Below are 25,117 nucleotides of genomic sequence, written 5' to 3' on the forward strand. Positions count from 1 at the left end.
CGCATCATTGGCGCAACGGGCGCCTGCCGGAGACCGTCGAGTACAAAGAGCTGGAGGCAAACGACTTCAAGGACTGGCGGCTGAAGGTCTACGGTCTCGTCGAGCACCCGATGGAGTTCTCGCTCGAGGACCTGATGGCACTGCCCTACCACGAGCAGATCAGCCAGCACTTCTGCATCCAGGCCTGGTCGGGCGTCGCCAAATGGGGTGGCGTGCAGATGAAGACGATCATGGACATCGTCAAGCCGCTGCCGGAAGCCAACTGGGCGGTGTTCTATTCGATGGGCCTGGGCGCGACGGGCGGCATCTACTACAACGCCCATCACATCGGCCAGATGGACCACCACATGACCATGCTGGCCTACAAGATGAACGACCAACCTCTCCCCTACATGCACGGCAGGCCGCTGCGTCTGCGCAACGAATTGCAGCACGGCTTCAAGCTCGTGAAGTGGATCAAGGGGATCGAGTTCGTCGCCGACTACCGCGACATCGGCAGCGGTTACGGCGGCTACAGCGAGGACCACAAGTACTTCGGACGGCATCAGACGCTGTAGTCGGCGTCGACGCGTCGGTCGTTTGTCCCGACGGCATTCCGGGTAGCACAACTAAGCGGCCCAAAGGAATTGACCAGAGGAGACGCCCCCCATGACGCACAGCCCCGCTCACGCTCGGACCAGCCGCCGGGACTCGGCACGCCAGGCTGAACGCACGCCCGGGCTCGTCGTCATCGTGGCCGCCGCCCTGGCATTCGTGGTGTGCGTGGCGACCTTCGCACTCGGCCACGCCGGCGCGGGCGTCGCCGCGGCGATCGTTGCCCTGCTCGCGTTCGGTGCCGGGCTGGACTGGCTTGGCATGGACCGCAGGCGGACTCGCCAGGCGGAACGGGATTGGCCGATCGGCCACGCGGCGCGGTAGCCCCTATTGCAGAGCGGCCAGGTTCTTCACGGACTTCTCCACATCCGATCGAAGCACCCGGGCCACCAACCCGCCGATCGGCCCGCCGAGCAATCCGCCCCGCAGATCCGCCGTGAGATGAAAGTCGGTTCCGGGATCCTTGCTCGTGACCGTCATGGCCACCCCGAGCCGAATCCCCCCGCGACCGCGACCTTGCAGCTCAATCGCTTTCGGCTCGTCGTAGCGGGTCACCGTCCAGTGGATGACGTTGCGAAAGCCCTTGACCTTCACGCACGACGAGACGCAGGTGCCCTCCTCGATCTTGTCGGGAACGGGTCCGCGCCACCCGGCGAAAATCGTCATCCACTCGTCGAACCGACTCAGGTCGGACGCCAGCTTCCAGGCGGCCTCCGGATCCACCTCCGACGACACCGAGACATCTACACGTGCCAAGTTTCCCCGCTCCTCCCCGACGATGATCGCGGTCGGCGCCGGCACGGCAGCACAGGCGACCCGGCGCGCAACCCGCACTGAGTACCCGCAGACGACCGGGGCTATGCGTCGCGCCGGGGGCCCTAGGGCCAGGCCTCCTGCAGTTGTTGCGCCACGTCGATGATCTGCGCGGCCTGCGACTGCGGCGAGTCGATCTCCTCGGCGACGTACTGGGCGACGAACCGGCGGATTTCGCCGTCGACGCCGGCGAGGATGCGCAGCACCTCGCCGCGGAAGGACTTCGACGACACGTTGACGGTGATGTCGGAAGGCCGGGGCTTCGCGACGTCGACGATCAGCAACAGCGGCTCGGCGGCCCGCGCCGTGGCCCGCAATGCGATGTCTCCGGAGACGACGAACCGCTGCTTGTCGAGCCGGAGGTCGAGCAGCAGGTCGATCGACAACGGGATGTGGATGCTGAACGTGATGCTGTCACCCAGGCGGCGGGTGACCTTGGGCTCGTGGATCTTGACGTTGGCGCTGACCTTGGCGATTCCGCCGGGGCCCTGCGCGATGGGCTCCATGGCGAACTCGTTGCCGGCGATGTCGGCGAACGCGGCGGCGACACGCTCGGGAGTGACAGCGACCTCGAAGAATCTGCGACCAAACTCTTCGTAGGTGACAAAATCGTGAGTCTCCATAGGCTCATACCGTCTCACGCCGGCCGCCGGAACCGTCGCTGATCTGCACGCGTCGCGCAAATCCGCGACCACCACGGCTCGCCCGCCGGGATGGCCGGCGAGCCGTCGGATTGTGAGGCACGCCACACCCGGGGGGCTTCGATTCGATCCGACGGGCGGTCGCCTGGGAGGCTTGTTGGCTTGGGAGGTGTTTTCGATGTGCGCCCAGGAAGTTACCGAGAAGCGGTCGGCGTGGTGGCCCGCCGGCCTGCTCACGTGGCTCGGCGGCGGGCAATGGCGCGAACCCGCTGATCGCGGCGAGCGCTCCACGCACGCCGCCGAGACCGGCGCCGGCGCGGTGGTGTTGTTCGGGGCGGTGCTGGCCGTGCTCGTCGCGACCCTGGCGGTCGGCGAGACCGGCCGCTGGTCACTCGCCTCCGTACTGCCGCTGACGGTGGTCTTCGGGTTGCTGGTCGGCGCGGTTGCCCGCGCCACCACGTCCGGGTCCCAGCGCGGCCGGGTCGGCACGGCGGGGCGCGCGTCGGTCGCGACCGCGCTCGGGGTCATCGTCGGCGAACTGGCCGCACTCGTCCTGCTTTCCGGCTCGATCGACCATCGCCTCGACGAACGTGCCCTGCGCAATGCCGGCTCGGCGCCGGCCGTCGCGCAGGCGTCGGCGTCCCTGCAACAAACCAGGGATGCGCGGGCCGCGCTCGACGGCGCCGTCGACGGCGCTCATCAGCAGCAGGATCGGGCCCTGGTCATCGCCCGCTGCGAATACCATCCCACTCCCGCCTGCCCACAAACCCGCATCACGGGTGTCCCCGGTGTCGGGCCCGAAACACGAACGGCGAACGAGCTTCTCGCGGACGCACAGCATGAACTGGACGATGCGCTCGCGGTCCGGGATCGACAGGCCCCGGAGCTGGACGCCAGGATCTCCCGCGAGCAGCAAGCACTCGACGAGGCGCGTCGCGGCGCGGTCGCGGGCGCCGATCGCGGCCTGGGCGCTCGCTGGGTCGCGATGAACGACCTCACCCGCACCGACGCCGGGGCGCTGACCTTGCGGCTGCTGACCATCGCGTTCTGCGTGCTGCTCTACGTGTTGCCCCTGATCCTGAGGCGGTGGCGCGGCGAGACCGCGCTCGACCGGCGCGCGGCGGCACGCGCGGATCGTGAACGCGCGGAACTCGAGGCCGACACCGCGATCGCGATCAAGCGGGCAGAGGTCCGCCGCGAGGCCGAAATCCTGTGGGCCGAGCATCAACTCACTCAGGCCCGGCTCGCCATCGAGGCGCAGACCGAGATCGACCGGGAGCAGCAGCGCCGGCGAATCGCGGACGCCATCGATCCCCCGGTGCGGGCGTCGTCGCAACGGCCCATCGAACCGGCCGACGAAGACATCTATCTGCCGATCGCCGCGGAAGCCGAGGCCGCCAGCCGGGCGATTGTCGGCCTTCCCGCGCCGGCGCAGATCGCCGACGTGGAGAATCTGCCGGCGCCCGTCCAGCGCGACGTGGTGGCGCACGAAGAACGCGGCACGTCGCTCATCCCGTCGATTCCCGACGCCACCAAGGCCGCCGCGCGATGGATTCGCCCGTTGGTGCCCCCGTTTGTGGGGCGGGTGATCGACACCACGACCGCACCGCTGCGCACCGCGCGCCAGGTCTTCGAAGAGGTCGAGGAGTTCACCTTCTCGATGCGACGCACCCACAAAGTCACGGTCGACTCCGAAAGCTCCGAGCCTGGCGAACGTGCCGAGCGGCCTTCGGAGACGAGCGAATCCCCCTTCCCTACAAGAGCTTTCGTCGACTCGGCCCGAGACCGAACCGGCCCGTCCCCGCACTCACGGCTGGGCGGTCCGGACCGGCACGCGCGGTCGCTCGGGAAGGCGCGGCGAAGCGACGATCGGGAGCTCGCCAGGCGGGACGGGCCGGCCGAGTTGGGCGCCCCCGAAGGCCCGCGTCAGCTCCCGCCCGCTTAGCGCGGCGTCCGCGCGCCTACTCGTCGCCGAAGGCCGCGTGGAGCTCCGGCAGGAAGGCCGCCAGATGATTCATCTCCTGGGCGCAGTGCACCAGCAGGTTGCGCGCGCTGGTCTCGGCGTTGCCGAGCACCCGCGAGGCGATGGGGCGCACGGCCCGCGACGCGACGCCGGGGACGTTGCGCACCGCGATGTGCCGTCCGCCCATCCAGAACCGTGACCGCATCTCCGCGCCGCCGGGGGTCGACCGGACGTGGTGGATGAACCAGCCGACGTCCACCGGGGCCTCGCTGGATCCGAGCCGGGCACAGATCGCCACCGCGCGATCGTCGTCGGGCGGGCAGCCCATGCTTGCCGGCTCGACGAATTGGATTGCGCCGTTGAGGATTGTCGAGCCGATGTATTCGCTGATCAGCGACCAGCGGCCGATGTAACGCCGGGCGCCCCGGCGGCCCGTGTCGTCGCCGTCCTTCCAGGCGGCGGCCAGGTGCGCCCGGGGATGCCAGAGCTTGTACCGGCGGGTGTCACAGCCGTGCCAGCCGAACCACCACGACCACATCGCCGGGGTGACCCCCGGCATGTCGGTGCGCACCGACACCTGGTAGCCGCCGTCGTCGAGGGCCCCGTACCCGTTCTCGGTCTGCTGGTACCCGTCGTCGGCCACCCGCGCGGCGTCGTCGAACGACGGCAGCGCCATGGCGCCTTGCGGCCCGTGTTCGAGCGCCTCCACGACGTGGCGTGGCAGCGGGGCCATTTCGGGCGTGAAGAACTTGCCGAAAGGGGTGTTCGCGTCGTCGCCGCGGTAGCCCAGATAGAGGTCGGTGGCCATCAGAGTCGTCCCATCCAGCTGTTGAACAAGCCGTCGGGGTCGTACTCGGCGCGCACGCGGTCGAGCTTGGCCATGGCGGCGTCACTGGCGAACCGCGCGGGCCGCTGGCCGAGGTTCTCGTCGGCGAGCTGAATGCCGATCGCGAACTCTGACATCGCGGCCATGTTGGACCGCGCCCAGTCCGCGTACTTCGCCTCGTCGGCCGGGTCCTTCCACGAACCGTAGAGCGCAAGGTAGATGTCGCCCTCGATGCTGTAGGCCATGTCCTGGCGGGGCGGGCAGGGGCCCCAGTTCAGCCAGAGGAAGTGCGCGGGATGCGGCGGCATCGTGTCCAGGATCGTCCGGATGCCCGGCAGCAGGTCCTCGGCCGGTGCCGACGTCCACATGTTGTCGACGGCGTAGTGGTGGTCGGACAGGTAGTGGCTCATCGCGACGTCATACCAGCTCGGCAAATCGGTTGGCATATAAGGAATCTTGACGAGCGCCCGATCGGCGACCGGGCAGCTGCCGAACAGCGCCAGGGCCTTTTCCGCCTCCTCGTCGGAGTCCGCGAAGGCGGGCGACGCCAGCGAGATGACCGGGGTGTCGATGCCCATGTTCGGTTCACCGCGTGAGGCCACGGCCTGCAGCTCGACGCGGGGGTCCACTTCGGCACTGACCGCGCGGGTCCATGTGAAGACCTCGTCGGCCAGCTCGAACGGGTAGACGTAGACGCTGGTGCCGCAGGCGCCCGGTCGCGGATAGAGCTTGAGGTAGAACGAGGTGACCACGCCGAAGAAGCCGGGGCCGGCGCCGCGGGCGGCCCAGTAGAGGTCGGCGTTGTTGCTGGCGTCGCAGTGAATCTGTTCGCCTTCGGCGGTCACGACGTCGAGGCCGATGACGCTCTCGCAGGCCGGGCCGTAGACGCGGCTGTTCCAGCCGTAGCCGCCCTGCAGCAGGTAGCCGCCCAGACAGACGCCCTTGCAGTGGCCACCGGGAAAGAACAGCCCCTGCGCCTCGAGGTCGGCCATCAGCAGGCTGCCGCCCTTGCCCGGACCCACTTGGGCGAGGCGCTTCTCGGCGTCGATGACGGCGTGGTCGAGCCGGCTGACGTCGAGCAGCACGGAACCATCGCGCAGGTGGCTGGCCGCGAAGCTGTGTCCGCCCGAAACGATGCTGACCTTGAGCCCGTGGGTCGTGGCGTACCGGATGCCGGCGACGATGTCGTCGGCGTCGATGGCCTGCACGATCACCTCGGGGTGGCGTTCGGGCACCCGCTGGTGCCAAACGGTGCCCCGGCGGGCCGCCTCGTAGCCGTCATCACCCCGAAAGTAGTGCCGTCCGGCCGGCAGCCCGCTCATCGACCATCCCCTTTGATTCGGAGTTCGGATCTTTGTGATCCGGGATGCGGAACACTATAGTGGAGGAATGCCGTCCACGGGGGAAAATTCGCCAACTGGTCGCGACGAAGGCATCCAGGTGCTACGCCGCGCGGCCGCCGCGCTGGACGAGATCGCCGCCGAGCCGGGGCGGCTGCGTCTGGTCGACCTCGGCGAGCGGCTCGGGCTGGCCAAGTCGACGGCGCGGCGGCTGCTGGTCGGTCTGGTCGAGGTGGGCTTGGCCAGCGTCGACGGGCAGGGCCGCATTGCCCTCGGCGACCGCCTGCTGGGATTCGGCAATTCCGACGGGGCGCACATCACGGCGGTCTTCCGCCCCACGATCGAGCGGGTGGCGCGCGCGACCGACGGCGAGACGGTCGACCTGTCGGTGCTGCGGGGGCAGCGGATGTGGTTCGTCGACCAGTTGGAATCGTCGCATCGCCTGCGCGCGGTTTCCGCGGTCGGCGTCCGGTTCCCCCTCGAGTCGACGGCGAACGGCAAGGCCGCCCTCGCGGCGCTGGACGACGCCGACGCCGAGTCGGTCATGTCCCGATTGGGTGCCGAGGCCGCCGACCGGCTCCGCGGGGAGGTCGCCGAAATCCGGCGCACCGGAATCGCTTTCGATCGCGACGAGCACACCCCGGGGATCTCGGCAGCCGCCATCGCGCGGCGCACCGTGGGTGACAACGTGGTTGCCATCTCCGTGCCTGCTCCCACCGAGCGGTTCGGCGAGAAAGAACAGCGCATCGTCGACGCATTGCGCGCCGCGGCCGAATCACCGGCCTGGGCACGCTGACGTCAGCGGACCAGGTTGATCCCATAGTCGATTTCGGGCGCGGGCCGATTGGTCGCGCGATTTCGCCGAGACCGCCGCACCCCCCGCCCGCGTGCCGGCCACTGCAACCGAAGCCCAAAAGCGCCACCCTCCGCGCGCGCCTTTGCGTCGTTGTGGTTGGGGACGGCCGGGTTACCCCTCGAAAGCTCGGCCGTCCCTGCGTCTCGATCCCCGCTCAACAGGTCACTGCGGCGGAGGAGAACAAACGTCCCCATTCGTGCCGAGCCGCGGATTGCGCGTCGGTGAAGCTCGGTGTCTTCTCGCCATCGCCGGCCAAATGCACCAGGGCCCACGCCATCGCGAATACCGGCACTTTGTGCCGCAAGGCCGCGCTGTGCAATTCGTCCAGGGCGGCTTCGGACGGGCACCGGCGCAGGCCGATGAGTATGCCCCGCGCGGTGTCGAGGATGCGACCGGAATTCGGGCCACACGAAGTCTGGGCAGGGACCCAGTTCGCCGTCATATTGTGGATACCTCCTGCGGCGCCGTCACGAATCCGCCACTGAATCGCGGACGAGGAATTCCTGCGCTACGCATCGTCGCGGCCGCAAACCTCAAAGGCGCCCTGTGCCATGATTTGTCGATTGATCGCGTTGTGCCAGAGCGCCGCCGGGATTGATATCGGGCCGTGACCGTTTCGGGATCGGCTGCTAACCAACGACTCCGGAGGAATTCCGGATTGTGTTGCAATCCGGCTACCGCGAATTAGGTTGCCAACGCGAGTAATTCGTCGAAGCCGCCGACGATGGCGTCGTGGAAGACGTCGTAGTCCGGAATTGCGGTGGTGTCGACGTTCAGGCCGAGCCCGCACGTGTCGACATACGTGAGAAGGGTGACGTTGACTGCTGAGCCGATGGTGGGGCCGAACGCGTATTGCGCTCGCACCGGGGCACCGCCGAGGAAGACCGGTACGGGTACGCCTGGCACATCGCTCGCCACGAAGTCCACGTGGCGCAGGACCGAGCCGATGTACCACCGGGGCGCCAGATTGAGCATCCCGGCGATCAATTGCGTGTATGGCAGGGATCTTTCGTTGCGCACCGCCGCGGTGCGCTGCCGGATCGCTTGGATGCGCTTCGCCGGGTCGGCCTCGCCGACGGGCACGTCGAAGCGCATCAGTGTGATCCGGTTCCCGCCCATGCCATCGTCTTTGGTCCGCAGGCTGATCGGCATCGTGATGTGCAAGTCGCCGACCGCGACACCGTGCTTCTCGTGGTAGAGCCGCAGCCCACCCGCCACCCCCGCGACGAATGCGTCGTTCAACGCCCCACCGCAACGATGCGCGGCCTCCCGGAGCGGCCGCATCGCCACCTGATGCACCCCGAGCCGCCGGATCAGGCCCCGTTCCGTCGCCAACGGCGACCCGGGGCTGTTTATCGGCCGGACGGTTCGGTAGACCGAAGCGGCGGTGTTCGCCGCGGACCGGATGGTGTCGACGGGCCGCCGAATGCCGTCGTACATCAACCGCGGGACCCGGGTCGCCGCGCCCGTCAGGGCGGTGCCCAGCAGGCCGGAGTCGTAGCGCGCGGCGTCGCGATATCCACCCAGCAGCCCCGACTCCGCCGCCTCCGGCTCGGGCGGCAGGGGTTCAACGCGCGACAGGTCCTCGGAGAGGTCGAAGAGGTGCATCGCGATCTGCACCCCCCCGACCCCGTCGGTGAGCGCGTGGTGAAACTTGCAGATCAGGGCCGCGCCCCCGTTGGCCAGGCCGTCGATGAACGTCGTTTCCCACAGCGCGCGAGCCCGGTCGAAGTCCTGCATCTCGGCCACGCGCGCCATCTCGAGCACGTCGTCGAGCGTCCCTGGTCCCGGAATGCTCGCACGGCGCAGGTGATAGTCCAGGTCGAAATCCCGGTAGTGCTCCCAGCGCGGCGGGGCCGGCGGGGGCGACTGCACCACGCGCTGCCTGAACATGGGCAGTTTGCGGCTGATCAAGTCGAATCGTCTCCGCACCTCGTCCCAGTCCGGCGACCGGTCCAGAAGTACGACGCTGACCACGGTCGATCGCAGCCGTGGGTCGCTTTCCATTGCCCAGGTGAACGCGTCGCTCGCGCGCATGAATGCAGTCATGTCCGTGCTCCTTTGCACAGAACGTACGACTGCGGGCGTCTCAGGTCACCGGGTTATCGGCAGGCGATGACTTTGGTCCCCACAGTTAGCGCCTTTCGTCGACTGGCGGCGAGGCTCACAGGATCGCCCCGAGGTCCTTGGCCCTGGCGATGTCGTCCCAGTCGACGTCGAGCTCCAGCAGGATCTCCTCGGTGTGCTGGCCGTGTTCGGGCGCGCGCGCCGGCGCCGGCGGCGTTTCGTCGAACTGCACGGGCGCCGCCACGATCCGGTACTTCTCCCCGCGGTCGTCGACGTTGGTCACCACGTATCCGTTCGGTTCGACCTGCGGATCGTTGAGGGTCTCCCGCGGCGTCGCCAGGGCGCCCCACACACCGGGCTCGTCCTCGAGCGCCTTCTGCCAGTGCGCGAGGTCGTGTCGGGCGAAGACGTTGGTCAGGGTCTCGGTGGCCGCGGCGGCGTTGGCTATCAGGTTGCTCGACGGGACGAATCGCTCGTCGGTCGCCAGTTCCGCCAGGCCCATGCGTTCGCAGAATCCCACCCAGAACTTGTCCGGTTGCAAGAAGACCAACTGGATCCACCTGCCGTCGCGGGTCTTGTACCGGTTGACGAGCGGGTTGATGGCCAAGCCGGGCGGTGCGCCCGGGATCCCGTCGATGTCGAAGAAATCGGCCGCCGAGATGGACGGCGCTATCGCCCACATCGCCTGCGCCAGCAGCGACGAGTCGACGATCGTCGGCTCACCGGTGCGCTCGCGATGAAACAGCGCGGCGCAGACACCGCCGGCGAGCGTCGCGCCACCCTGGAGGTCGCCGAACCCAGGACCCTGCACGGCGGGCGTGTCGGTGCCGAAGGGCGTGAGCGTGTAGGCGACGCCGCCGCGCGCGAGGTAGGTGGCCGCGTCGAAGCCTCCGCGATCGCGATCCGGGCCCCGCACCCCCAGCCCGGTGCCGCGCGCGATGATGATCCTCGGGTTGAACGACCGGATGTCGTCGACGGTCAGCCGGGCCCGCTCGAGTGCGCCGGGCAACCAATTGGTAAGGAACACATCGGCACTCGCCAGCAGGCGGCCGAACAGCTCCCGGCCCGTCTCGGATTTGATGTCGACGGCGATGCTGCGCTTGCCGCGGTTCCCCAACTCGAGGATGAAGTCGGCGTCCGGGCGAGCCGCCTGCCGGGTGAACCCACCGACGACCAGCGCGCGTCCCGGATCGCCGGAGGCGACGCCTTCGACTTTGATCACGTCGGCACCCCAGTCCGACAGGGCCGCACCGGCCGACGGCACATAGGTCCACGACGCCAACTCAACGACCCGCACCCCTTGGAGCACACCCCCGCGCACGCCAGACATCGCCAACTCCCTCGGTCGACCGCCATTCCTTGCTATTTTAGATATTCTAGCTAGTCTAGGGCGTAGCGGTAGACCCGCTGCAGGTCAGCGCAGTTTTTCGTGGAAGAGATGCGATGGATCCGACCGTCGGCCCGATTCCGACGCCACCCCGCGGTGAACGCGCGCCGTCTCTCAGAGCAGCCACGCGGGTGCCCGATCCGGTTCCGCTCGGCCGCTCGCGGCACCGCTCAAAAATGTTGCGCACCAACGTGGCTCGCGGCATAGCCACACGGACGAAGGACGGGCGATGGGCAGGGTAGCGGGAAAGGTGGCCGTGATCAGTGGCGCCGCGCGCGGGCAAGGCCGTTCGCATGCGCGGATGCTGGCCGCCGAGGGCGCGGACATCATCGCGGTGGACCTATGCGCCGACATCGAGACCAACGAATATCCCCTGGCCCGGCGCGAAGACCTGGACGAGACGGCCCGGTTGGTCGAGAAGGAGGGGCAGCGCGCGTTCACCGCGGTTGCCGACGTCCGCGACCGCGCCGCCCTGTCCGCGGCGATCGACGAGGGTGTCGCCGAGTTCGGCCATCTCGACGTCGTCGTCGCCAACGCGGGCATCTGCCCCCTGACCGCGGGCCTGCCGCCGCAGGCCTTCGCCGACGCCGTGGACGTGGACCTGGTCGGCGTGCTGAATCTGGTGCACGCGAGCCTCAAGCACCTGCAAGCCGGCGCCTCGATCATCGTGATCGGATCCAACGCCGCGTTCATGTCGTCGATGAACACCACGGGCATCGACGGTGGCCCCGGCGGGGCCGGCTATGCCTTCGCGAAATTGGCTGCGGCGCATTATGTCAACGACTTCGCCTTGGCGCTCGCCCGGTTCTCCATCCGGATGAATGCGGTGCACCCCACCAACGTGAACACCGACATGCTGCACAGCCCGCCGATGTATCGCGCCTTCCGGCCGGACCTGAAGGATCCCGCCCGCGAGGACGCCGAACCGGTTTTCCCGCTCGTGCAGGCGATGCCGATCCCCTACGTCGAGCCCGAGGACATCAGCGAGGCGGTGTTGTTCCTCGCCTCCGACGCGGCGCGGTACATCACCGGGCAGCAACTCCGTGTCGACGGGGGCGGCTTCCTGAAGGTCAAGCCGTGGTCCGGTGCGTGACCGCATGAGCGACGGGGCCGCCGGTGTCGAGCGCCGCCTGTACGAGCTGATGGTGCTGATGAAGGTCGCCGACGATCGGCTGTCCAAAGGCATTGGCACCGGCGAGTTCATGTGCGTGTATTGGCCCTCACGCGGCCAGGAGGCCATCGCCGCCGCGATGGGTGTCGCATTGCGCCCCGACGACCAACTGGTGACCACCTACCGCGGTCTGCACGACCTCATCGGCAAGGGCGTCCCACTGGAAGAGATCTACGGCGAGATGATGGGCCGCGTCGTCGGCGCGGGCCGCGGCAAGGGTGGCACCATGCACATCGCCAAACCCGATAAGGGCGTAATGCTTTCGACCGGCATCGTCGGGGCCGGCCCCCCGGTGGCGGTGGGGCTGGCGATGGCCGCCAAACGCAAGGGCTCCGATCGCGTCACGGTGGTCAGCTTCGGCGACGGCGCCACCAACACCGGGTCCTTCCACGAGGCGGCGAACATGGCCGCGCTGTGGGACCTACCGGTGGTCTTCGTCTGCCAGAACAACCTGTACGCCGAAATGACGCCGACCGTCGACACCATGAAGCTCGCACACGTCGCCGACCGGGCGGCGGGCTACGGCATGCCCGGGGTGCGCGTCGACGGCAACGACCCGCTGGCAGTCAAAGCCGCGCTCGACGACGCACTGCAGCGGGCCCGCTCCGGCGAAGGCCCCACCTTCATCGAGTGCGTGACGTTCCGGTTCCGCGGCCATTACTTCGGCGACCGGATGCCCTACATCCCCAAGGAGCAGTTGGCCGCCGCGATCCAAGCCGACCCGGTCCCCCGGTTCCGCAACCACCTCGTCGAGGCCGGCGTCTGCAATTCCGAGGAGCTCGACCGCATCGACGATGAGGCAACGGCAACAGTGGAAGCGGCGCTGCACACCGTGATGGGCGCCGACGGCCCGTCGATCGACGAGCTGGACTCCGACGTGTACGCGACCCCGATCGGGTATCCGGTATGAGCGCGCAAGAACAAGAGCTGACCATGCGCGAGGCGCTGAACCTCGCGCTGGATCAGGCCCTGGCGGCCGACGACAGGGTCTTCCTGCTCGGTGAGGACATCGCCGATCCCGGCGCGTCCGGTCCGACCGCGGGGCTGTCGACGAAGTATGGCCACGAGCGGGTGCTGGACACCCCGATCTCGGAGGCGGCGATCGTCGGCGCGGCGATCGGCGCCGCCATCGACGGCCTGCTGCCGGTGGCCGAGATCATGATCATGGATTTCATCGGCATCGCCGCCGATCAGCTGATCAACAACGCGGCGAAGTTGCGCTTCATGACCGCCGGACGCACGACGGCACCGCTCACCATCCGCACCCAGGTGTACGCCGGGCTGGCCACCGGCGCGACGCACTCGCAAAGCCTGGAGGCATGGTTCATGCACATCCCCGGCATGAAGGTGATCGTGCCCTCCACTCCGCGGGACGGGAAGGGCCTCCTGACGGCGGCGATCTTCGACCCGGATCCCTGCCTGTTCGTCGAGACGATCCGGCTCCAGGGCAAGAAGGGCCCCGTCCCGGTCGAGCCCGGGTTTTCAATCCCGTTGGGCCAGGCCGACATCAAGCGGCCGGGCACCGACGTGAGCCTGATCGGCTACGGACGCTGCGTGCACGACGCGCTGGCCGCCGCGGCGATGCTGCACGATCAGGGCGTCAGCGCCGAGGTCGTCGACCTGCGCACCCTGGTGCCACTCGACGTCGAGACCATCGTCGACTCGGCTCGCCGCACCCGCCGGGCCGTCATCGTCCACGACGCCGTCCAGTTCGCCGGTCCCGGAGCGGAAATCGCCGCGATCCTGCACTCGGAGTTGTTCTCCGAACTCGCCGCGCCCGTCGAACGGGTGGCCGCCCGGTTCGTCCCCAACCCGGCCGCGGCGGCGCTCGAGGCGCAGGTGTACCCGTCGCCCGAGCGGATCGTCGCTGCCGCGCAGCGGACCCTCGAAAAGACGGGCGCGGGGGCGCATGGCTGACTTCATCATTCGCATTCCGCGGGTCTCGGTGGCCGTTTCGGAAGCCGAGCTGACCGGCCTGCTCGTCGACGCCGGCCAGCACGTGGAGGCGGGCACACCGATCTACGTGATCGCCACGGAAAAGGTGGAACAGGAAATCGAAGCGGGAGCGTCGGGCACCGTGCGGTGGACGGGGCAGGTCGGGAACACCTACGACATCGGCGCCGAAATCGGCGTCATCACTTCTTGAACGAAAGGTGAGCACGTATGGATCTCAACGAGACTCGCGAGAGAATCATCTACCAAAAAGAGGGACCCATCGCCCGGGTCACGCTGAACTGGCCGGAGAAGGCGAACGCCCAGGATCAGAAGCTTGCCGAAGAGGTCGACGCGGCGCTGCTGGACGCCGACCGCGACTACGACATCAAGGTGCTCGTGCTCAAGGCCAACGGCAAGGGCTTCTGCTCGGGCCACGCCATCGGCAACAACGCGGTTGACTACCCGTCGTTCGTGGAGAACGCCATGGTGACCGGCCACCCGTGGAAGGCGCAGTCGGACCTGTTCGTCAAGCCGACCCTGAACCTGTGGGAGTTCTCCAAGCCCACGATCGCGCAGGTGCACGGCTACTGCGTCGGCGGCGGAACCCATATGGGTCTGACCACCGACATCGTCATCGCCGCTGAGGACGCCTACTTCTCCTACCCGCCGCTGCAGGGATTCGGCATGCCCTCGGGTGAATGTTCCATCGAGCCTTGGGTGTTCATGAACTGGCGCCGTGCGGCGTACTATCTGTTCACCGCCGAGGTCATCGACGCCAGAAAGGCGCTGGAGGTCGGCCTGGTCAACGAGGTCGTCCCGCGTGATCAGCTTGACGACCGTGTCGAGGCCATCGCCCGGCACATCGCCCAGGCACCGTTGACGACGCTGATGCTCACCAAGGCCAACCTCAAGCGGGCCTGGGAGCTGATGGGCATGCGGGTGCACTGGCAGAGCTCCAACGATCTCGTCGCGCTTGCCTCGATCAGCAAGGATGTGCAGCAGCTGATTCAGACGGTGTTCAAGGACAAGGTGCTGCCGTCCGAGCACGCCCGGCGGCAGGCCGCGGCGGCCGCCCAGGCTGACGGCGCCGCAGCCACTTAGGGCCGCCGGTGAATCTCGCCGATCACGCGATCGCGGCCGCTTCGTCGCCGGCCCTGATCGCCGACGGCCGGGCGATCCCGTTCGGCGAACTCTATGCCCGCAGCCAGCGCGTCGCCGCCGCGCTGCATGACGCCGGGCTGCGCCCGGGCGACGGTGTGGCCCTGATCCTGGCGAACCGGCCCGAATTCCTCGAAATCACCTGGGCCTGCCAGCTTTCCGGTCTCTACTACACCGCGGTCAATACCCACTTCACCCCGGAGGAGGTCGCCTACGTCCTGGACGACTCCGACGCCAAGGCCGTGTTCGTCGACGCCAGCATGCCCGATCTGGCCGAGCACGTCCGCGCGGCCAACGCGGCCGTCACCGTCCATCTCGTGGTGGGGGGCGAGCTGCCCGGGTGGGACGGGTACGAGGACGCGCTGGCGGTGGCCGGCGCCGCGCCGGCCGTGGCGGACGGGTCGGAGATGCTGTACTCGTCCGGCACGACGGGGCGGCCCAAGGCCGTCCGGCGCCCCCTCCCGACCGACGGCAACGGCTCGTGGGCGCAGGCGGTCCTGGAGTTGGCGCTCACCCACAAGTACGGGATGAGCCGGTCGAGCGTGTACCTCTCCCCCGCACCGCTCTACCATGCCGCCGGGGTGAACTACACCATGGCGGTCCACCGCGTCGGCGCGGCTGCCGTCCTGATGCGCAGGTTCGACGCCGAGGCCGTCCTGGCCCTGATCGAGACCCACCGCGCCACGCACGCCCAATTCGTGCCCACCATGTTCGTGCGGATGCTCAAGCTGCCCAGGGCGGTTCGCGAGCGCTACGACGTCTCGAGCCTGCAATGTGTCATCCACGCGGCCGCGCCCTGCCCAGTCGACGTCAAGCACCACATGATGAAGTGGTTCGGGCCGATTATCCACGAATACTACGGCGGCACAGAAGGATTCGCCGGGACCACGATCGGTCCGGAGGAGTGGCTGGCCCATCCGGGCTCGGTGGGCAGGCCCATGTCGCCGGTGCACGTCGTCGGCGACGACGGCGTCGAGCTGCCCGCCGGGCAGGCCGGGGAGCTGTTCTTCGAGGGCGGACCGGATTTCGAGTATTTCAAGGACCCGGCGAAAACCGCGTCGGTGTCCAACGACCGCGGCTGGCGCACCCTGGGCGACATGGGCTTCCTCGACGAGGACGGCTATCTCTACCTCACCGACCGGTCCACGTTCATGATCGTCTCGGGCGGGGTGAACATCTATCCGCAGGAGATCGAGAACCTGCTGATCATGCACCCCAAGCTCGTCGACGCGGCCGTCTTCGGCGTCCCCAACGACGAGTTCGGCGAGGAGGTCAAGGCCGTCGTGCAGCCGGTCGACGGCGTCGCTCCGGGCCCCGAACTCGAGGCCGAGCTGATCGAATACTGCCGAGCGCACGCCGCCGGCTACAAATGCCCGCGCACCGTCGAATTCGTTCCCCAATTGCCCCGGGACCCGAACGGAAAGCTGTACAAGAGACGCCTCCGCGAGCGTTACTGGCAGGGGCGGGCATCGCGGATCCTATGAGGGGATGAAATGGTCACCACCCAGAGCACCGATAACAGCCAACTGAACTGGACCCCGCTTCCGGTGCCGTGGGCGGTCCAGGCCGTCGATCGCATTCCCAAGCAGCGCTACTACGACCCGGAGTTCTACGCGCTCGAAAGCGAAATGCTCTGGCCGCGCGTGTGGCAGATGGCCTGCCGTCTGGAGGAGATTCCCAAGGCCGGCGACTACGTCGAGTACGAGATCCTCGACGAGTCGATCATCGTGGTCCGCCTGGACGCGGAAAACGTTCGCGCTTACCACAACGCCTGTCGCCACCGCGGGGTGAAGCTGGTGGAGGGCAACGGAAACCGGCGCACCTTCGTGTGCCCGTTCCACGGCTGGTGTTGGGGCATCGACGGCCGCAACACCTTTGTGCTCAGGCCCGAGGAGTTCGACGAGCACAACCTGGACCCGGAGGATCTTCGCCTGGTTTCGGTCCGCTGCGAGGTCTGGGGTGGATGCGCGTGGATCAACCTCGACGACGGCGCACCGCCGTTCCGTGACTGCTTCGAGCCATTCGCATCGATCTACGACGCGTGGAAGGTCGAGTCGCTGCGGGTCGAGTGGTGGCAGTCGTGCCGGCTGCCGGTGAACTGGAAGCTGGCGACGGCCGCCTTCATGGAGGGTTATCACGTCCCGCAGACCCACCCGCAACTGCTGCCGTCCAGCATGCCGAAGCCGCCCGGCACGGCCGAACCACCCGGATTGGCCCAGACCAACCTCTATTTCATGCGGACGTTGGGCGAAGGCATGGCCGGCATGACGCACGAGAACGATGTCCGCATCGCCGAGGGCTTGCAGGACCTCGAACTGCCGGCGGACCCAGCCGAGGCGATGGCCGTGTGGCGCCGCACGCTCAACGACGCGATCGTGCACTGGCATCGAGCCCGCGGCTGCGACATCCCCGACCTCAACGAACTCGAGCGGCGCGGCATCACCGAAGCGATCAATTTCGGCTTCCCCCACTACTTCCTGCTGCCCCAGTACAGCAGCGCCTCGTCGTACCGGATCCGGCCGCTCGGCCCGGAGGAAACGCTGTTCGAGATCTGGTCACTCACCCGCATCCCGCCGGAGCAGAGCACGCCAAAACCGACGCCGCCGGTGCCCATGGCACCCGACGACCCGCGCTGGCCTCCGATACCGGCCCAGGATTTCTCGAATCTGCCCCGACAACAAAACGGCTTGCACTCCAAGGGTTTTGAGTACATGCGACTGTCCAGCAGGATCGAGGGCCTGATCTCCAACTTCGAACGGGTGATAGACGGCTTCCTCGCCGGCCTGCCGTACGACGCCCTGGTGCCCGCCATCCAGAAGACCAACACCACCATCGACGTGCCCGTCGCCGACCTCGGTTTCAGCGGGGGGGCGCGATGACCGGCCGGTGGGACCGCACGGTCGATCTGCTCATCGCGGGCAGCGGCGGGGGCGGCATGGTCGCGGCGCTGGCGGCGCTGGACTCCGGCATCGAACCGCTGGTGATCGAAAAGCAACCCCTGGTGGGCGGTTCCACCGGCCTCTCCGGTGGCATGGTGTGGCTGCCCAACAACCCGCTGATGCGCGCCGACGGCATCGCGGACTCGCACGAGGACGGGCTGGCCTACTTCGACGACGTCGTCGGTGACATCGGCCCCGCCTCATCGCCGGCGCGGCGCGAGATGTTCCTCACCGCGGGGTACGAGATGATCAACTTCCTGACCCGCAAGGGCGTTCGGTTCGTGCGATGCCCGGGCTGGAGCGATTACTACCCGAACCACAAGGGCGGCAACGAAGCCGGCCGCGCCATCGAGTGCGTCCCCTACGATGCGGCCGCGCTGGGAAGCTGGAGCGACAAGGTCCAGCCCTCGATGGCCAAGAGTTACGGCGGGTTCGTCCTCAAGACGAACGAGCTGCGTTCGGTGCAGTACTTCAATCGGTCGCCGCGCGCCTTCGCGGTGGCCATGCGGGTGTTCGCGCGCACCAGGGCGGCCAGGCTCCGCCGCCGCGAAATGCTGACCAACGGCGCATCCCTGATCGGGCAGATGCTCAAAGCTTTGATCGACCTGCGCGGTGAGCCGCCGATCTGGACCGGCGCCGCCATCGAGGACCTGATCGTCGAGAACGGCCGCGTGGTCGGGGCGCGCGTGTCCCGCAACGGCACCGTTCTCAACGTCGAGGCCCGCAAGGGCGTGCTACTCGCCGCGGGCGGCTTCAGCCGCAACGCGGACATGCGCCGCCGCTACAGCGGGGACCAGCCCAACGAGGGGCACTGGTCGATCGCGAACGCCGGCGACACCGGCGAGGTGTTGCAGTCCGCGATCGGCCTGGGCGCCAAGACCGACCTGATGGACGAGGCATGGTGGCTGCCATCGGTTTTCATCGCCGACGGCGGTGACGCCGCGCGGGCGCTGGGCAGCGGCCGGCAGCGGCCGGGCGCCATCTACGTCGACGGAACGGGCCGACGGTTCTGCAACGAGTCCAACTCGTACGTCGAAGTCGGCAAAGCGATGTACGCGAACAAGGCCGTGCCGTGCTGGATGGTTTTCGACGAGGGCTACATCACCCGATACGTGTCGGGTGCCAACCCGTTCAAGAGGCGCCGCCTCCCCGAGGAGCTGGTCACGCGGGGCGCGGTCGTGCGGGGCGAGACCGTCGGCGACCTCGCTCGCCAGATGGGCGTGCCCTCCGACGCGCTTGAGCAGACGATCAAGCGCTTCAACGGGTTTGCGGTCAAGGGCCTCGACCCGGACTTCGGGCGCGGCCAGTCGGCGTACAACGACTGTCTGGGCGATCCCGGGTACCGCCCCAACGCCGCGCTCGGCCCGCTCGAGCGGGCCCCCTTCTATGCCACCAAGGTCGTTCCCGCCGATGTCGGGACGTGCGGCGGGGTGATCACCAACGAGCACGCGCAGGTGCTCGACGAGGACGACTGCGTGATCGACGGGCTGTACGCGACGGGCAACCTCACGGCGACGGTCATGGGCCGGAACTACCTGGGCGCCGGCGGAAGCATCGCCTACACCATGGTTTTCGGTTATGTCGCCGCCCGCCATGCCGCGGGCCGCAGGGTCGCCGGCGAGAGAAGCCGCGCCCGCTGGGACGTCACCTAGAGCACCACGCCTGACGGCGTCCCCCCGGGGGTGGTGGCCCCGGGCTGCCCCGCGGCCGGTGGCTCCGTGGGGGCGTTGCCCGACGCCTGGTCCCCGGCCGCCGCGCCTTCGGCGACCGTCGTCGCCTCGTCCTTTTTCTCTTGGTCCTCTTTGTCCTTGTCCTCGTCGTCCTTTTTCGCTTCGTCGGCGGGCGGCGGCTCGGGGGTGGTGTCCGACGCGAGCTGCGCGGGCGTCGACGCGCCGCCCATGCCCTGGGTGAGCCCCTGGATGCCCTGCATGGCGCCCTGCATGCCCTGCGCAGCACCCTGCAGCGCCGGCGCCATGTTCCCCGCCAGCTGGCCGAGCTGCGCGGGCGTCGGGGTCGGCGTCGGCGACGGCGCCGTCCCCTGATCGGGCTTGGGCTCGGGCTTGGGATCCGGCTTCGGCGTTTCCCCGGGCGGCTTGATGACGTGGGCCTTGGGCGGAGCGTCCGGGTTCAACGGCTTCAGGGGAATGTTCGCGTACTGGACGTAGTACTTCAATGCCGATTCCGAGGTCGCCTGAAGTTTTTCGTACCAGTCAATGGCCGAAGCGATGTATTCCTGGTAGCCGTTTTCCACGTAATACCGATACCAGTAATCGCATTGCGACACTTCGTAGGTCGTGGGATGCGCGCCGCCCAGGGCGTGTTGATTCATGTATCCGGTGGTGGCGGTGACTTTCTTGTGCACGTCGACGACCCGGTCGGCCTGCTGGCCGAGGTCGGCGCACAGTTTCGCCATCTTGTAAATCCACTCTTTTTGTTGCTGGAAATTCCGTTCGACCTGCTCCGTCGCCTCACCCTCCCAGCGGCTGAACAGCCGGAACCGATAGGTCTGTTCCTGAAATGACTGCTGAAACGCTTTCCACTCCTGCGCAAACGCCCGGAACGACGTGCCCTGGTCCCCCGTCTCGATGTCCTCGGCTGCCTGCCGGACTTCGTAGTAGGGGTATTCGAACGGCGGCGCCGCCGCCATCGGCTCGGGCGCCGTCCAGGGCTCCTCGTCCGCGGCCAGCGTCGGCGCCGCCACCCCCGCAGCGGAAGCGTCGTTGTTCAGGATGTTGCCGATGTCCTCCGCGGCCCCGGTGTCGACCTCTTCGTAGGCCTTGGCCGCGTTCCTCAGGGATTTCGCCAGACTCCTCCATTCCCGTTCGCAGCCCTTGAGGTACAGGCGCAACGTGTCAGCGGTGAGCGCGAGTCGGGTCGCGGTATCGCTGATGAACGAAAGATTGCACGGCCCTTGTGGATTGGAGGACGGAACGGTCGGCAGCGGTTGCTCAAGTTCGGCGGCTCGCGTCAGGAGTTCCTCGTACTCCACATTCAACGTCTGCGTCATGTCGGGTCATTCTCCTTGTGCTGAAGCGAACTTCGCCGGTAAGTCACGCCGGGGAGAGCGCCGTGCCGACATCCTGGACGGGCGGGCACTTTCTCACGGTCTGGCCCGACGGCACGGGCACGCGCCGGGGCATGGGCGGTCCGATACGCTGCAGCCACCAAGCACCCCTCTCGTTGTGCCGGCCATGCGGGTGGTGCAGTGGCGCGCCAGCCGCTACCAGGTGCAATCCTAATTCACCGACCGGGGCTGTCATGCGCCAATTTTCACGGCTCTCACCGGGTCTTCACCGGCTCGCGTTGAGCGGTGATCGGGCTACGGGTTCTGCGGGTCGTCCTGGCCGACGAACTCGCGCGGCTTCATGCCCGACTGCTTCAGCTCGGCCCGCCGGGCCTGCACGTCGGTGGCGGCGCCCACCATGTTCGTCAGGATGTGACTGACCTGCAGGTGGACCCGCATCCCCATCAATTCCCACGCACGCTTAACGTTGTTCTTCACCGCCATCAACGTGGTCAACGGGATTTGGCCGATCTTGCGCGCCATCTCCTCGACGGTGTCCTCGAGTTCTTCGCGCGGCACCACCTTATTGAGCAGGCCCCAGTCGAGGGCTTCCTGCGCGGACAGCGTCGGGGCCAGCAGCAGCCAATCCATGGTGCGATGCCAGTTCATCAGCAACCACGGCTCGATCATGGTGTGGCCGCCGGGCTCGCCGAGGCTCTGGGCGAGCGGCATCTGGAAGTACGCGTCCTCGGATGCGACGCAGAAGTCGGTCAGCAGGCCGAGGTAGATCCCCCCGCCCATGCAGTAGCCGTGAATCGCGGAGATGGTCGGCTTGGGGAATTCCCACAGATACAGCGTCGGCCACAGGAACAGGTCGGCGGTGCCCTTGTACAGGTCCTCGAAGGTCTCACCGAAATCCGGATACGGATTTTCGTCGGGGCCCCAGCGGGCCACGTGTCCCCCGCAAAACCCTTTTCCGTTCGCCTTGAGGATGACGACCTTGATCTCCTTGTCACGGTCGGCTTCGTGCAGGCACTCGTCGACTTCGGTGACCAGAACCGCGTCCTTGGTGTTGGCCTTGTCGACCCGGTTCAGGATGATCCGCGCAATCGGCGGCTCGCGCTCGTAGATCACCGCTTCCAGGACGCGCCGCTCCATGCGCGTGACATTACCTTCAGACCGCCGGGCCGGAAGCCGATTCGTCCTGCTCGATCGCCAATGCGCTGCGCGCTATGTCCGCGGCGGCGAAAAAGCTTGCCTCCCAGCGGCGTCGGCCGCGCGCGCGAGCAGCCAGGCGCAACCCGCACCCTCACCGGACGCGACCCGCTCGAGGTCGGCGAACGCCGCGGGTAGCTCACCGGCGAACGCGCGAAACGGCCCCGGGGAGCCGCCGACTTCGCTCAGCACGGCCATCGCCAACAACCCGCCGGGCGCCAGGCGCTCGACGATCGCGCGATCGAGGCGGCGGTCCCGGAATCGGTGGCAGAGGATGACATCCAGGGGCGGCCCGACCGGCAGTCCGCCGTCGAGGTCGACGACCTCGAACCGGCACCGGTCGCTGACCCCGGCGCGGTGAGCCAAGTCCCGGGCGTGGGCGACGGCCACCGGCGAGACGTCCACTCCCTGCACCGCAAGCCCGCGCGTCGCGAGCCACACCGCCGCCAGCCCCGCCCCGCACGCCAGATCGAGGGCACTGCCCGCGGCAGGAAGCAGCTCCGCGTGGGGGGCCAGGAATTCGGGCGGTCCCACGGCCTCCACCGGAGGCGGTGCCTTCGTGGCGTACCGCTCGTCCCAGCGCCGCCGGTCCGCCTCGGCCATGGGCGCCACTCTAGATCCTTTTGGACTGCCGCCCGCGGTTCCGGGCCGGCGGCCGACAGGTTGCCCTGCCGCGCCCGGGCGAAGCCTTCCTACACTGGACGGGTGTCTAAAGATGCGGCGCGCCGGTCCGACCGCAGGCCGGGCCAGACGATCCGCAAGGTCCTCGACGCCGGGCTGGAGGAGCTGCGCGAATCGTCGTACGCGAATCTGACGATGCGTTCGGTGGCGACCCGCGCCGGGGTGTCGCCGGCCAGCGCCTACACCTACTTTCCGTCGAAAAGCGCGCTGGTGGCGGCGGTGTACCTGCGGTTCCTGCGCGAGCTCCCGCTGCATACCGACGTCAACGAGACGACCAAGGCGCGGGTCAGCGCGACGCTGCGCGACATGGCCGTGGTGGTCGCCGACGAGCCCGAGCTGACCGCCGCGTGCGGCGCCGCGCTGATGGCCGACGACCCGGCGGTGCAACCGATCCGGGAGCAGATCGGGCAGGAGGTGTCCGCGCGGATCGGGGCCGCCCTGGGTCCCGGCTGGCCGCGTGCGGTCAAATCCACACTGCAGATCACCTTCTCCGGCGCCCTGATGACCGCCCGGTTCGTCAGCTTCGACGAGATCGAGGGACAACTCGAAGAGGCCGTCAACCTCATCCTTGGCGCCTCCGTCGCCTAACCGGCGGTGCCGCAAATGATTAGGCGGCGCGTCACGCCACCGGCGTCAGGCTCCGGGAATCCTGACCGGCCCGCAGAAAACGGCCGAACTTCTGCCTGCCCAGTGCCGGTGCGGGCTCGCCCGCACCGAACGCGAACCGTCCCGCCACGAGCACGGCGCTGACGGTTTCGTCGTTGCGGTTGACCATCCGCGACAACCCGCCGTAGGACTCCACCGGATGCTCGGCGTAACGATCCAGCGAAGCGTCGAGCTTGTCCGGATTGATCACGACGAGGTCGGCGCGATCACCTTCGCGCAGGGTGCCTGCGTCGATTCCGTACCAGGAGCCGAGCTCGCCGGTGAGCCGGTGCACGGCACGCTCGACCGACATGAACGGGGTGCCGTGCTTTTCCGCCTCGTGCACGTGCCGCAGCAGGCGAAGCCCGGAGTTGTAGAAGGCCATGTTGCGCAGGTGCGCCCCGGCGTCGGAAAAGCCCATCTGCACGGTTTCACTTCGTGCCAGCTTCTTGAGCACCTCGGGGCGATGATTGGAAATCGTGGTGCGCCAGCGCAGCTGTTCGCCGTGCTCCACCACCAAGTCGAGAAACGCGTCGACCGGATGCAGGCCGCCGCGGTCCAGCCCCACCTGCCCGAAGGACTTGCCCACCACCGTCCGGTCGGGGCAGGCCACGATCTCGGCGTCGAAGAAGTCGCGGTGCCACACCCTGGGCCCGAACTTGCGGTCGTAGTCCTCGCGGAACCGGCGGCGGTAGTCCTCGTCGCGCATGAGCTGATTGCGCTCGATCTCGCTTTGCAGGTGCAGCGCCGCTGCGCCCGCGCCGAACTCCTCGAACACCACCAACGAGATCCCGTCGGCGTAGACCTCGAACGGCACCGGCAGATGCTGCCAGCGGAAGTCGCCGCCGAGGCCGTTCACCACCCGCGCGAGCCGGTCCATCAGGTGGATCACCGGGGGTATCGCCTTGATGTCGGCCGCCGAGAGCAGGCTGGTCTTCAGCCGGGGACGGCCGAGGCCCAGCGACGTCGCCAGCTGCGAGACCACCGACAGTGGATTCTTGATATCCGGCCCCGACTGCAGGATCTTGTTGCGCCGCCGCAAGATCGCGTTCAACCGGCGCAGTTCGCGGGTCTTGGCGTACGTCGACGGCAGCGTGCGCGACCGGCAGACGTCGCCGTCGAGTTTGTCGAACAGCAGTTGTTGTGAGGACATCCCGACGAATCCTTCGTCGAGCGCCTCGTTCAGCATCGACTCCATCCGCGCCAGCTCCGCCGCGGACGGCCGGACGTCCTTGCGCGTCGCCCGGTCCAGGCCCATCGTCGCGGCACGCATGTCGGAGTGGCCCATGAAAGCGGCCACGTTGGGGCCCAGGTTGCGCCGGTCGAGTTCGGCGACGTACTCGGCCGGATTGTTCCAGGAGCGCGCCGCGTCGAGATGCTCGATGACATAGCGCCGCGGAATCGCCTCGACCCGGCCGAAGATGTCCCCCGCGTCGACGTTGTCCAGATAGACCGTGGACAACGAACACGATCCCAGCATCACGGTCGTCACCCCGTGTCGCAGTGATTCGGAAAGTGCTGGCTCACAAAGTATTTCGACGTCGTAGTGCGTATGGATGTCGATGATGCCGGGCATCACCCACTGTCCCGTCGCGTCGATCACCTCGGCGCCCGTCGTGTCGAGCGATTCCGGGGTGACGATCGCGACCCGGCCGTCGCGCACACCGATGTTTCTGCGCGCCGACGGCGCGCCCGTCCCGTCGAACCAGCGACCACCTGTGATTACGGTGTCGTAGTGCAAAGTCCCGCCTTCCTGCCGCGCGGCACCCCCAGATTCGCAGCGATCATACATAACGGCAGAAGTGTCCGGCCGTGTTAACCAGCACCGATCGCCTGCTTCCAGCCGCTATGATCCGGCTGTGGGGATCACCGGCTACGGCGT

Annotated in this window: 24 protein-coding genes; 13 read left to right on the top strand and 11 right to left on the bottom strand. The window is 68.0% G+C overall.

All coding sequences use genetic code 11. The features are described from left to right. Both A5704_RS11490 and A5704_RS11495 read left to right on the top strand, forming a co-directional pair. Positions 1–557: molybdopterin-binding protein (locus A5704_RS11490; RefSeq protein ID WP_156737663.1), on the top strand; the 557-nt coding region annotated here is incomplete at its 5' end. A gap of 91 nt (positions 558–648) precedes the next feature. Further along, the gene (locus A5704_RS11495; protein WP_067889079.1) at positions 649–918 is read left to right on the top strand and encodes a hypothetical protein; all 270 of its coding nucleotides are present in this window, start codon (positions 649–651) and stop codon (positions 916–918) included. Positions 919–921: 3 nt separating this feature from the next. On the opposite strand, the gene A5704_RS11500 is transcribed toward A5704_RS11495, so the two are convergent. Then, positions 922–1,350 (bottom strand): SRPBCC family protein, encoded by a 429-nt coding sequence (locus A5704_RS11500; protein WP_082950363.1) that lies wholly within the window; start codon positions 1,348–1,350, stop codon positions 922–924. Positions 1,351–1,472: 122 nt separating this feature from the next. Continuing rightward, on the bottom strand, positions 1,473–2,030 hold the full coding sequence (locus A5704_RS11505) for a hypothetical protein (RefSeq protein ID WP_067750285.1): 558 nt from the start codon (positions 2,028–2,030) through the stop codon (positions 1,473–1,475). A gap of 196 nt (positions 2,031–2,226) precedes the next feature. Between A5704_RS11505 and A5704_RS11510 the strand changes: the two genes are divergently transcribed. Beyond that, complete coding sequence (locus A5704_RS11510) at positions 2,227–3,993, top strand: DUF4407 domain-containing protein (RefSeq protein WP_067750338.1); 1,767 nt, start codon at positions 2,227–2,229, stop codon at positions 3,991–3,993. Positions 3,994–4,009: 16 nt separating this feature from the next. Here A5704_RS11510 and A5704_RS11515 read toward each other — a convergent pair whose 3' ends face one another. Next, positions 4,010–4,819, bottom strand: a complete 810-nt coding sequence (locus A5704_RS11515; RefSeq protein ID WP_067750273.1) for a DAPG hydrolase family protein — start codon at positions 4,817–4,819, stop codon at positions 4,010–4,012. Next, complete coding sequence (locus tag A5704_RS11520; protein ID WP_067750267.1) at positions 4,819–6,159, bottom strand: FAD-binding oxidoreductase; 1,341 nt, start codon at positions 6,157–6,159, stop codon at positions 4,819–4,821. Before A5704_RS11520 ends, A5704_RS11515 begins: the two co-directional genes overlap by 1 nt. Positions 6,160–6,226: 67 nt before the next feature. On the opposite strand from A5704_RS11520, the gene A5704_RS11525 reads away from it, so the two are divergent. Next, the gene (locus tag A5704_RS11525) at positions 6,227–6,973 is read left to right on the top strand and encodes an IclR family transcriptional regulator (protein WP_067750265.1); all 747 of its coding nucleotides are present in this window, start codon (positions 6,227–6,229) and stop codon (positions 6,971–6,973) included. A gap of 214 nt (positions 6,974–7,187) precedes the next feature. On the opposite strand, the gene A5704_RS11530 is transcribed toward A5704_RS11525, so the two are convergent. The 3 genes from A5704_RS11530 to A5704_RS11540 form a co-directional block, all read right to left on the bottom strand. Further along, positions 7,188–7,475, bottom strand: a complete 288-nt coding sequence (locus A5704_RS11530) for an ANTAR domain-containing protein (protein WP_067750263.1) — start codon at positions 7,473–7,475, stop codon at positions 7,188–7,190. 242 nt (positions 7,476–7,717) lie between these two features. Then, positions 7,718–9,082, bottom strand: a complete 1,365-nt coding sequence (locus A5704_RS11535) for a wax ester/triacylglycerol synthase domain-containing protein (protein WP_067750261.1) — start codon at positions 9,080–9,082, stop codon at positions 7,718–7,720. A 115-nt stretch (positions 9,083–9,197) separates the two neighbouring features. After that, entirely contained in the window at positions 9,198–10,430 is a 1,233-nt protein-coding gene (locus tag A5704_RS11540; protein WP_067889082.1) for a CaiB/BaiF CoA-transferase family protein, read from the bottom strand. Between the two features lie 286 nt (positions 10,431–10,716). Here A5704_RS11540 and A5704_RS11545 point away from each other — a divergent pair, with 286 nt between their 5' ends. From A5704_RS11545 to A5704_RS11580, 8 genes are read left to right on the top strand one after another with little or no spacing between them, the layout of a single operon-like run. Next, on the top strand, positions 10,717–11,580 hold the full coding sequence (locus A5704_RS11545) for a mycofactocin-coupled SDR family oxidoreductase (protein WP_067750259.1): 864 nt from the start codon (positions 10,717–10,719) through the stop codon (positions 11,578–11,580). Between the two features lie 4 nt (positions 11,581–11,584). Further along, positions 11,585–12,568, top strand: coding sequence for a thiamine pyrophosphate-dependent dehydrogenase E1 component subunit alpha (locus A5704_RS11550; RefSeq protein ID WP_067889129.1), 984 nt, complete (start codon positions 11,585–11,587; stop codon positions 12,566–12,568). Next, complete coding sequence (locus A5704_RS11555) at positions 12,565–13,575, top strand: alpha-ketoacid dehydrogenase subunit beta (RefSeq protein WP_067889085.1); 1,011 nt, start codon at positions 12,565–12,567, stop codon at positions 13,573–13,575. Before A5704_RS11550 ends, A5704_RS11555 begins: the two co-directional genes overlap by 4 nt. Next, positions 13,568–13,804 (top strand): lipoyl domain-containing protein, encoded by a 237-nt coding sequence (locus tag A5704_RS11560; RefSeq protein ID WP_067750255.1) that lies wholly within the window; start codon positions 13,568–13,570, stop codon positions 13,802–13,804. Before A5704_RS11555 ends, A5704_RS11560 begins: the two co-directional genes overlap by 8 nt. Positions 13,805–13,821: 17 nt before the next feature. Continuing rightward, on the top strand, positions 13,822–14,694 hold the full coding sequence (locus A5704_RS11565) for an enoyl-CoA hydratase-related protein (RefSeq protein ID WP_067750253.1): 873 nt from the start codon (positions 13,822–13,824) through the stop codon (positions 14,692–14,694). 8 nt (positions 14,695–14,702) lie between these two features. Beyond that, positions 14,703–16,235: an acyl-CoA synthetase gene (locus tag A5704_RS11570; protein WP_067889088.1), complete on the top strand. Its 1,533-nt coding sequence runs from the start codon at positions 14,703–14,705 to the stop codon at positions 16,233–16,235. Between the two features lie 9 nt (positions 16,236–16,244). After that, the gene (locus A5704_RS11575; RefSeq protein ID WP_067889091.1) at positions 16,245–17,630 is read left to right on the top strand and encodes an SRPBCC family protein; all 1,386 of its coding nucleotides are present in this window, start codon (positions 16,245–16,247) and stop codon (positions 17,628–17,630) included. Next, a complete protein-coding gene (locus A5704_RS11580) occupies positions 17,627–19,342 on the top strand; it encodes an FAD-binding protein (protein ID WP_067889094.1) in 1,716 nt (571 codons plus the stop codon). The genes A5704_RS11575 and A5704_RS11580 overlap by 4 nt, the downstream gene beginning before the upstream one ends. On the opposite strand, the gene A5704_RS11585 is transcribed toward A5704_RS11580, so the two are convergent. The 3 genes from A5704_RS11585 to A5704_RS11595 all read right to left on the bottom strand — a co-directional run bounded on the left by A5704_RS11585 (position 19,339) and on the right by A5704_RS11595 (position 22,512). Next, positions 19,339–20,697 (bottom strand): hypothetical protein, encoded by a 1,359-nt coding sequence (locus tag A5704_RS11585; protein WP_067750244.1) that lies wholly within the window; start codon positions 20,695–20,697, stop codon positions 19,339–19,341. The two genes, A5704_RS11580 and A5704_RS11585, sit on opposite strands and share 4 nt — an antisense overlap. A 312-nt stretch (positions 20,698–21,009) precedes the next feature. Beyond that, positions 21,010–21,852, bottom strand: coding sequence for an enoyl-CoA hydratase-related protein (locus A5704_RS11590; RefSeq protein WP_067750242.1), 843 nt, complete (start codon positions 21,850–21,852; stop codon positions 21,010–21,012). A 72-nt stretch (positions 21,853–21,924) separates the two neighbouring features. Then, positions 21,925–22,512: a class I SAM-dependent methyltransferase gene (locus tag A5704_RS11595; RefSeq protein WP_067889097.1), complete on the bottom strand. Its 588-nt coding sequence runs from the start codon at positions 22,510–22,512 to the stop codon at positions 21,925–21,927. Between the two features lie 102 nt (positions 22,513–22,614). Between A5704_RS11595 and A5704_RS11600 the strand changes: the two genes are divergently transcribed. Continuing rightward, positions 22,615–23,178, top strand: a complete 564-nt coding sequence (locus A5704_RS11600; protein WP_156669965.1) for a TetR/AcrR family transcriptional regulator — start codon at positions 22,615–22,617, stop codon at positions 23,176–23,178. Positions 23,179–23,209: 31 nt separating this feature from the next. Here A5704_RS11600 and A5704_RS11605 read toward each other — a convergent pair whose 3' ends face one another. Then, complete coding sequence (locus A5704_RS11605; RefSeq protein WP_067750326.1) at positions 23,210–24,976, bottom strand: amidohydrolase family protein; 1,767 nt, start codon at positions 24,974–24,976, stop codon at positions 23,210–23,212. Positions 24,977–25,117 lie beyond the last annotated feature (141 nt).

This window comes from Mycobacterium sp. E735 (assembly GCF_001666955.1).
In the GTDB taxonomy this organism is placed as follows: Bacteria; Actinomycetota; Actinomycetes; order Mycobacteriales; family Mycobacteriaceae; genus Mycobacterium.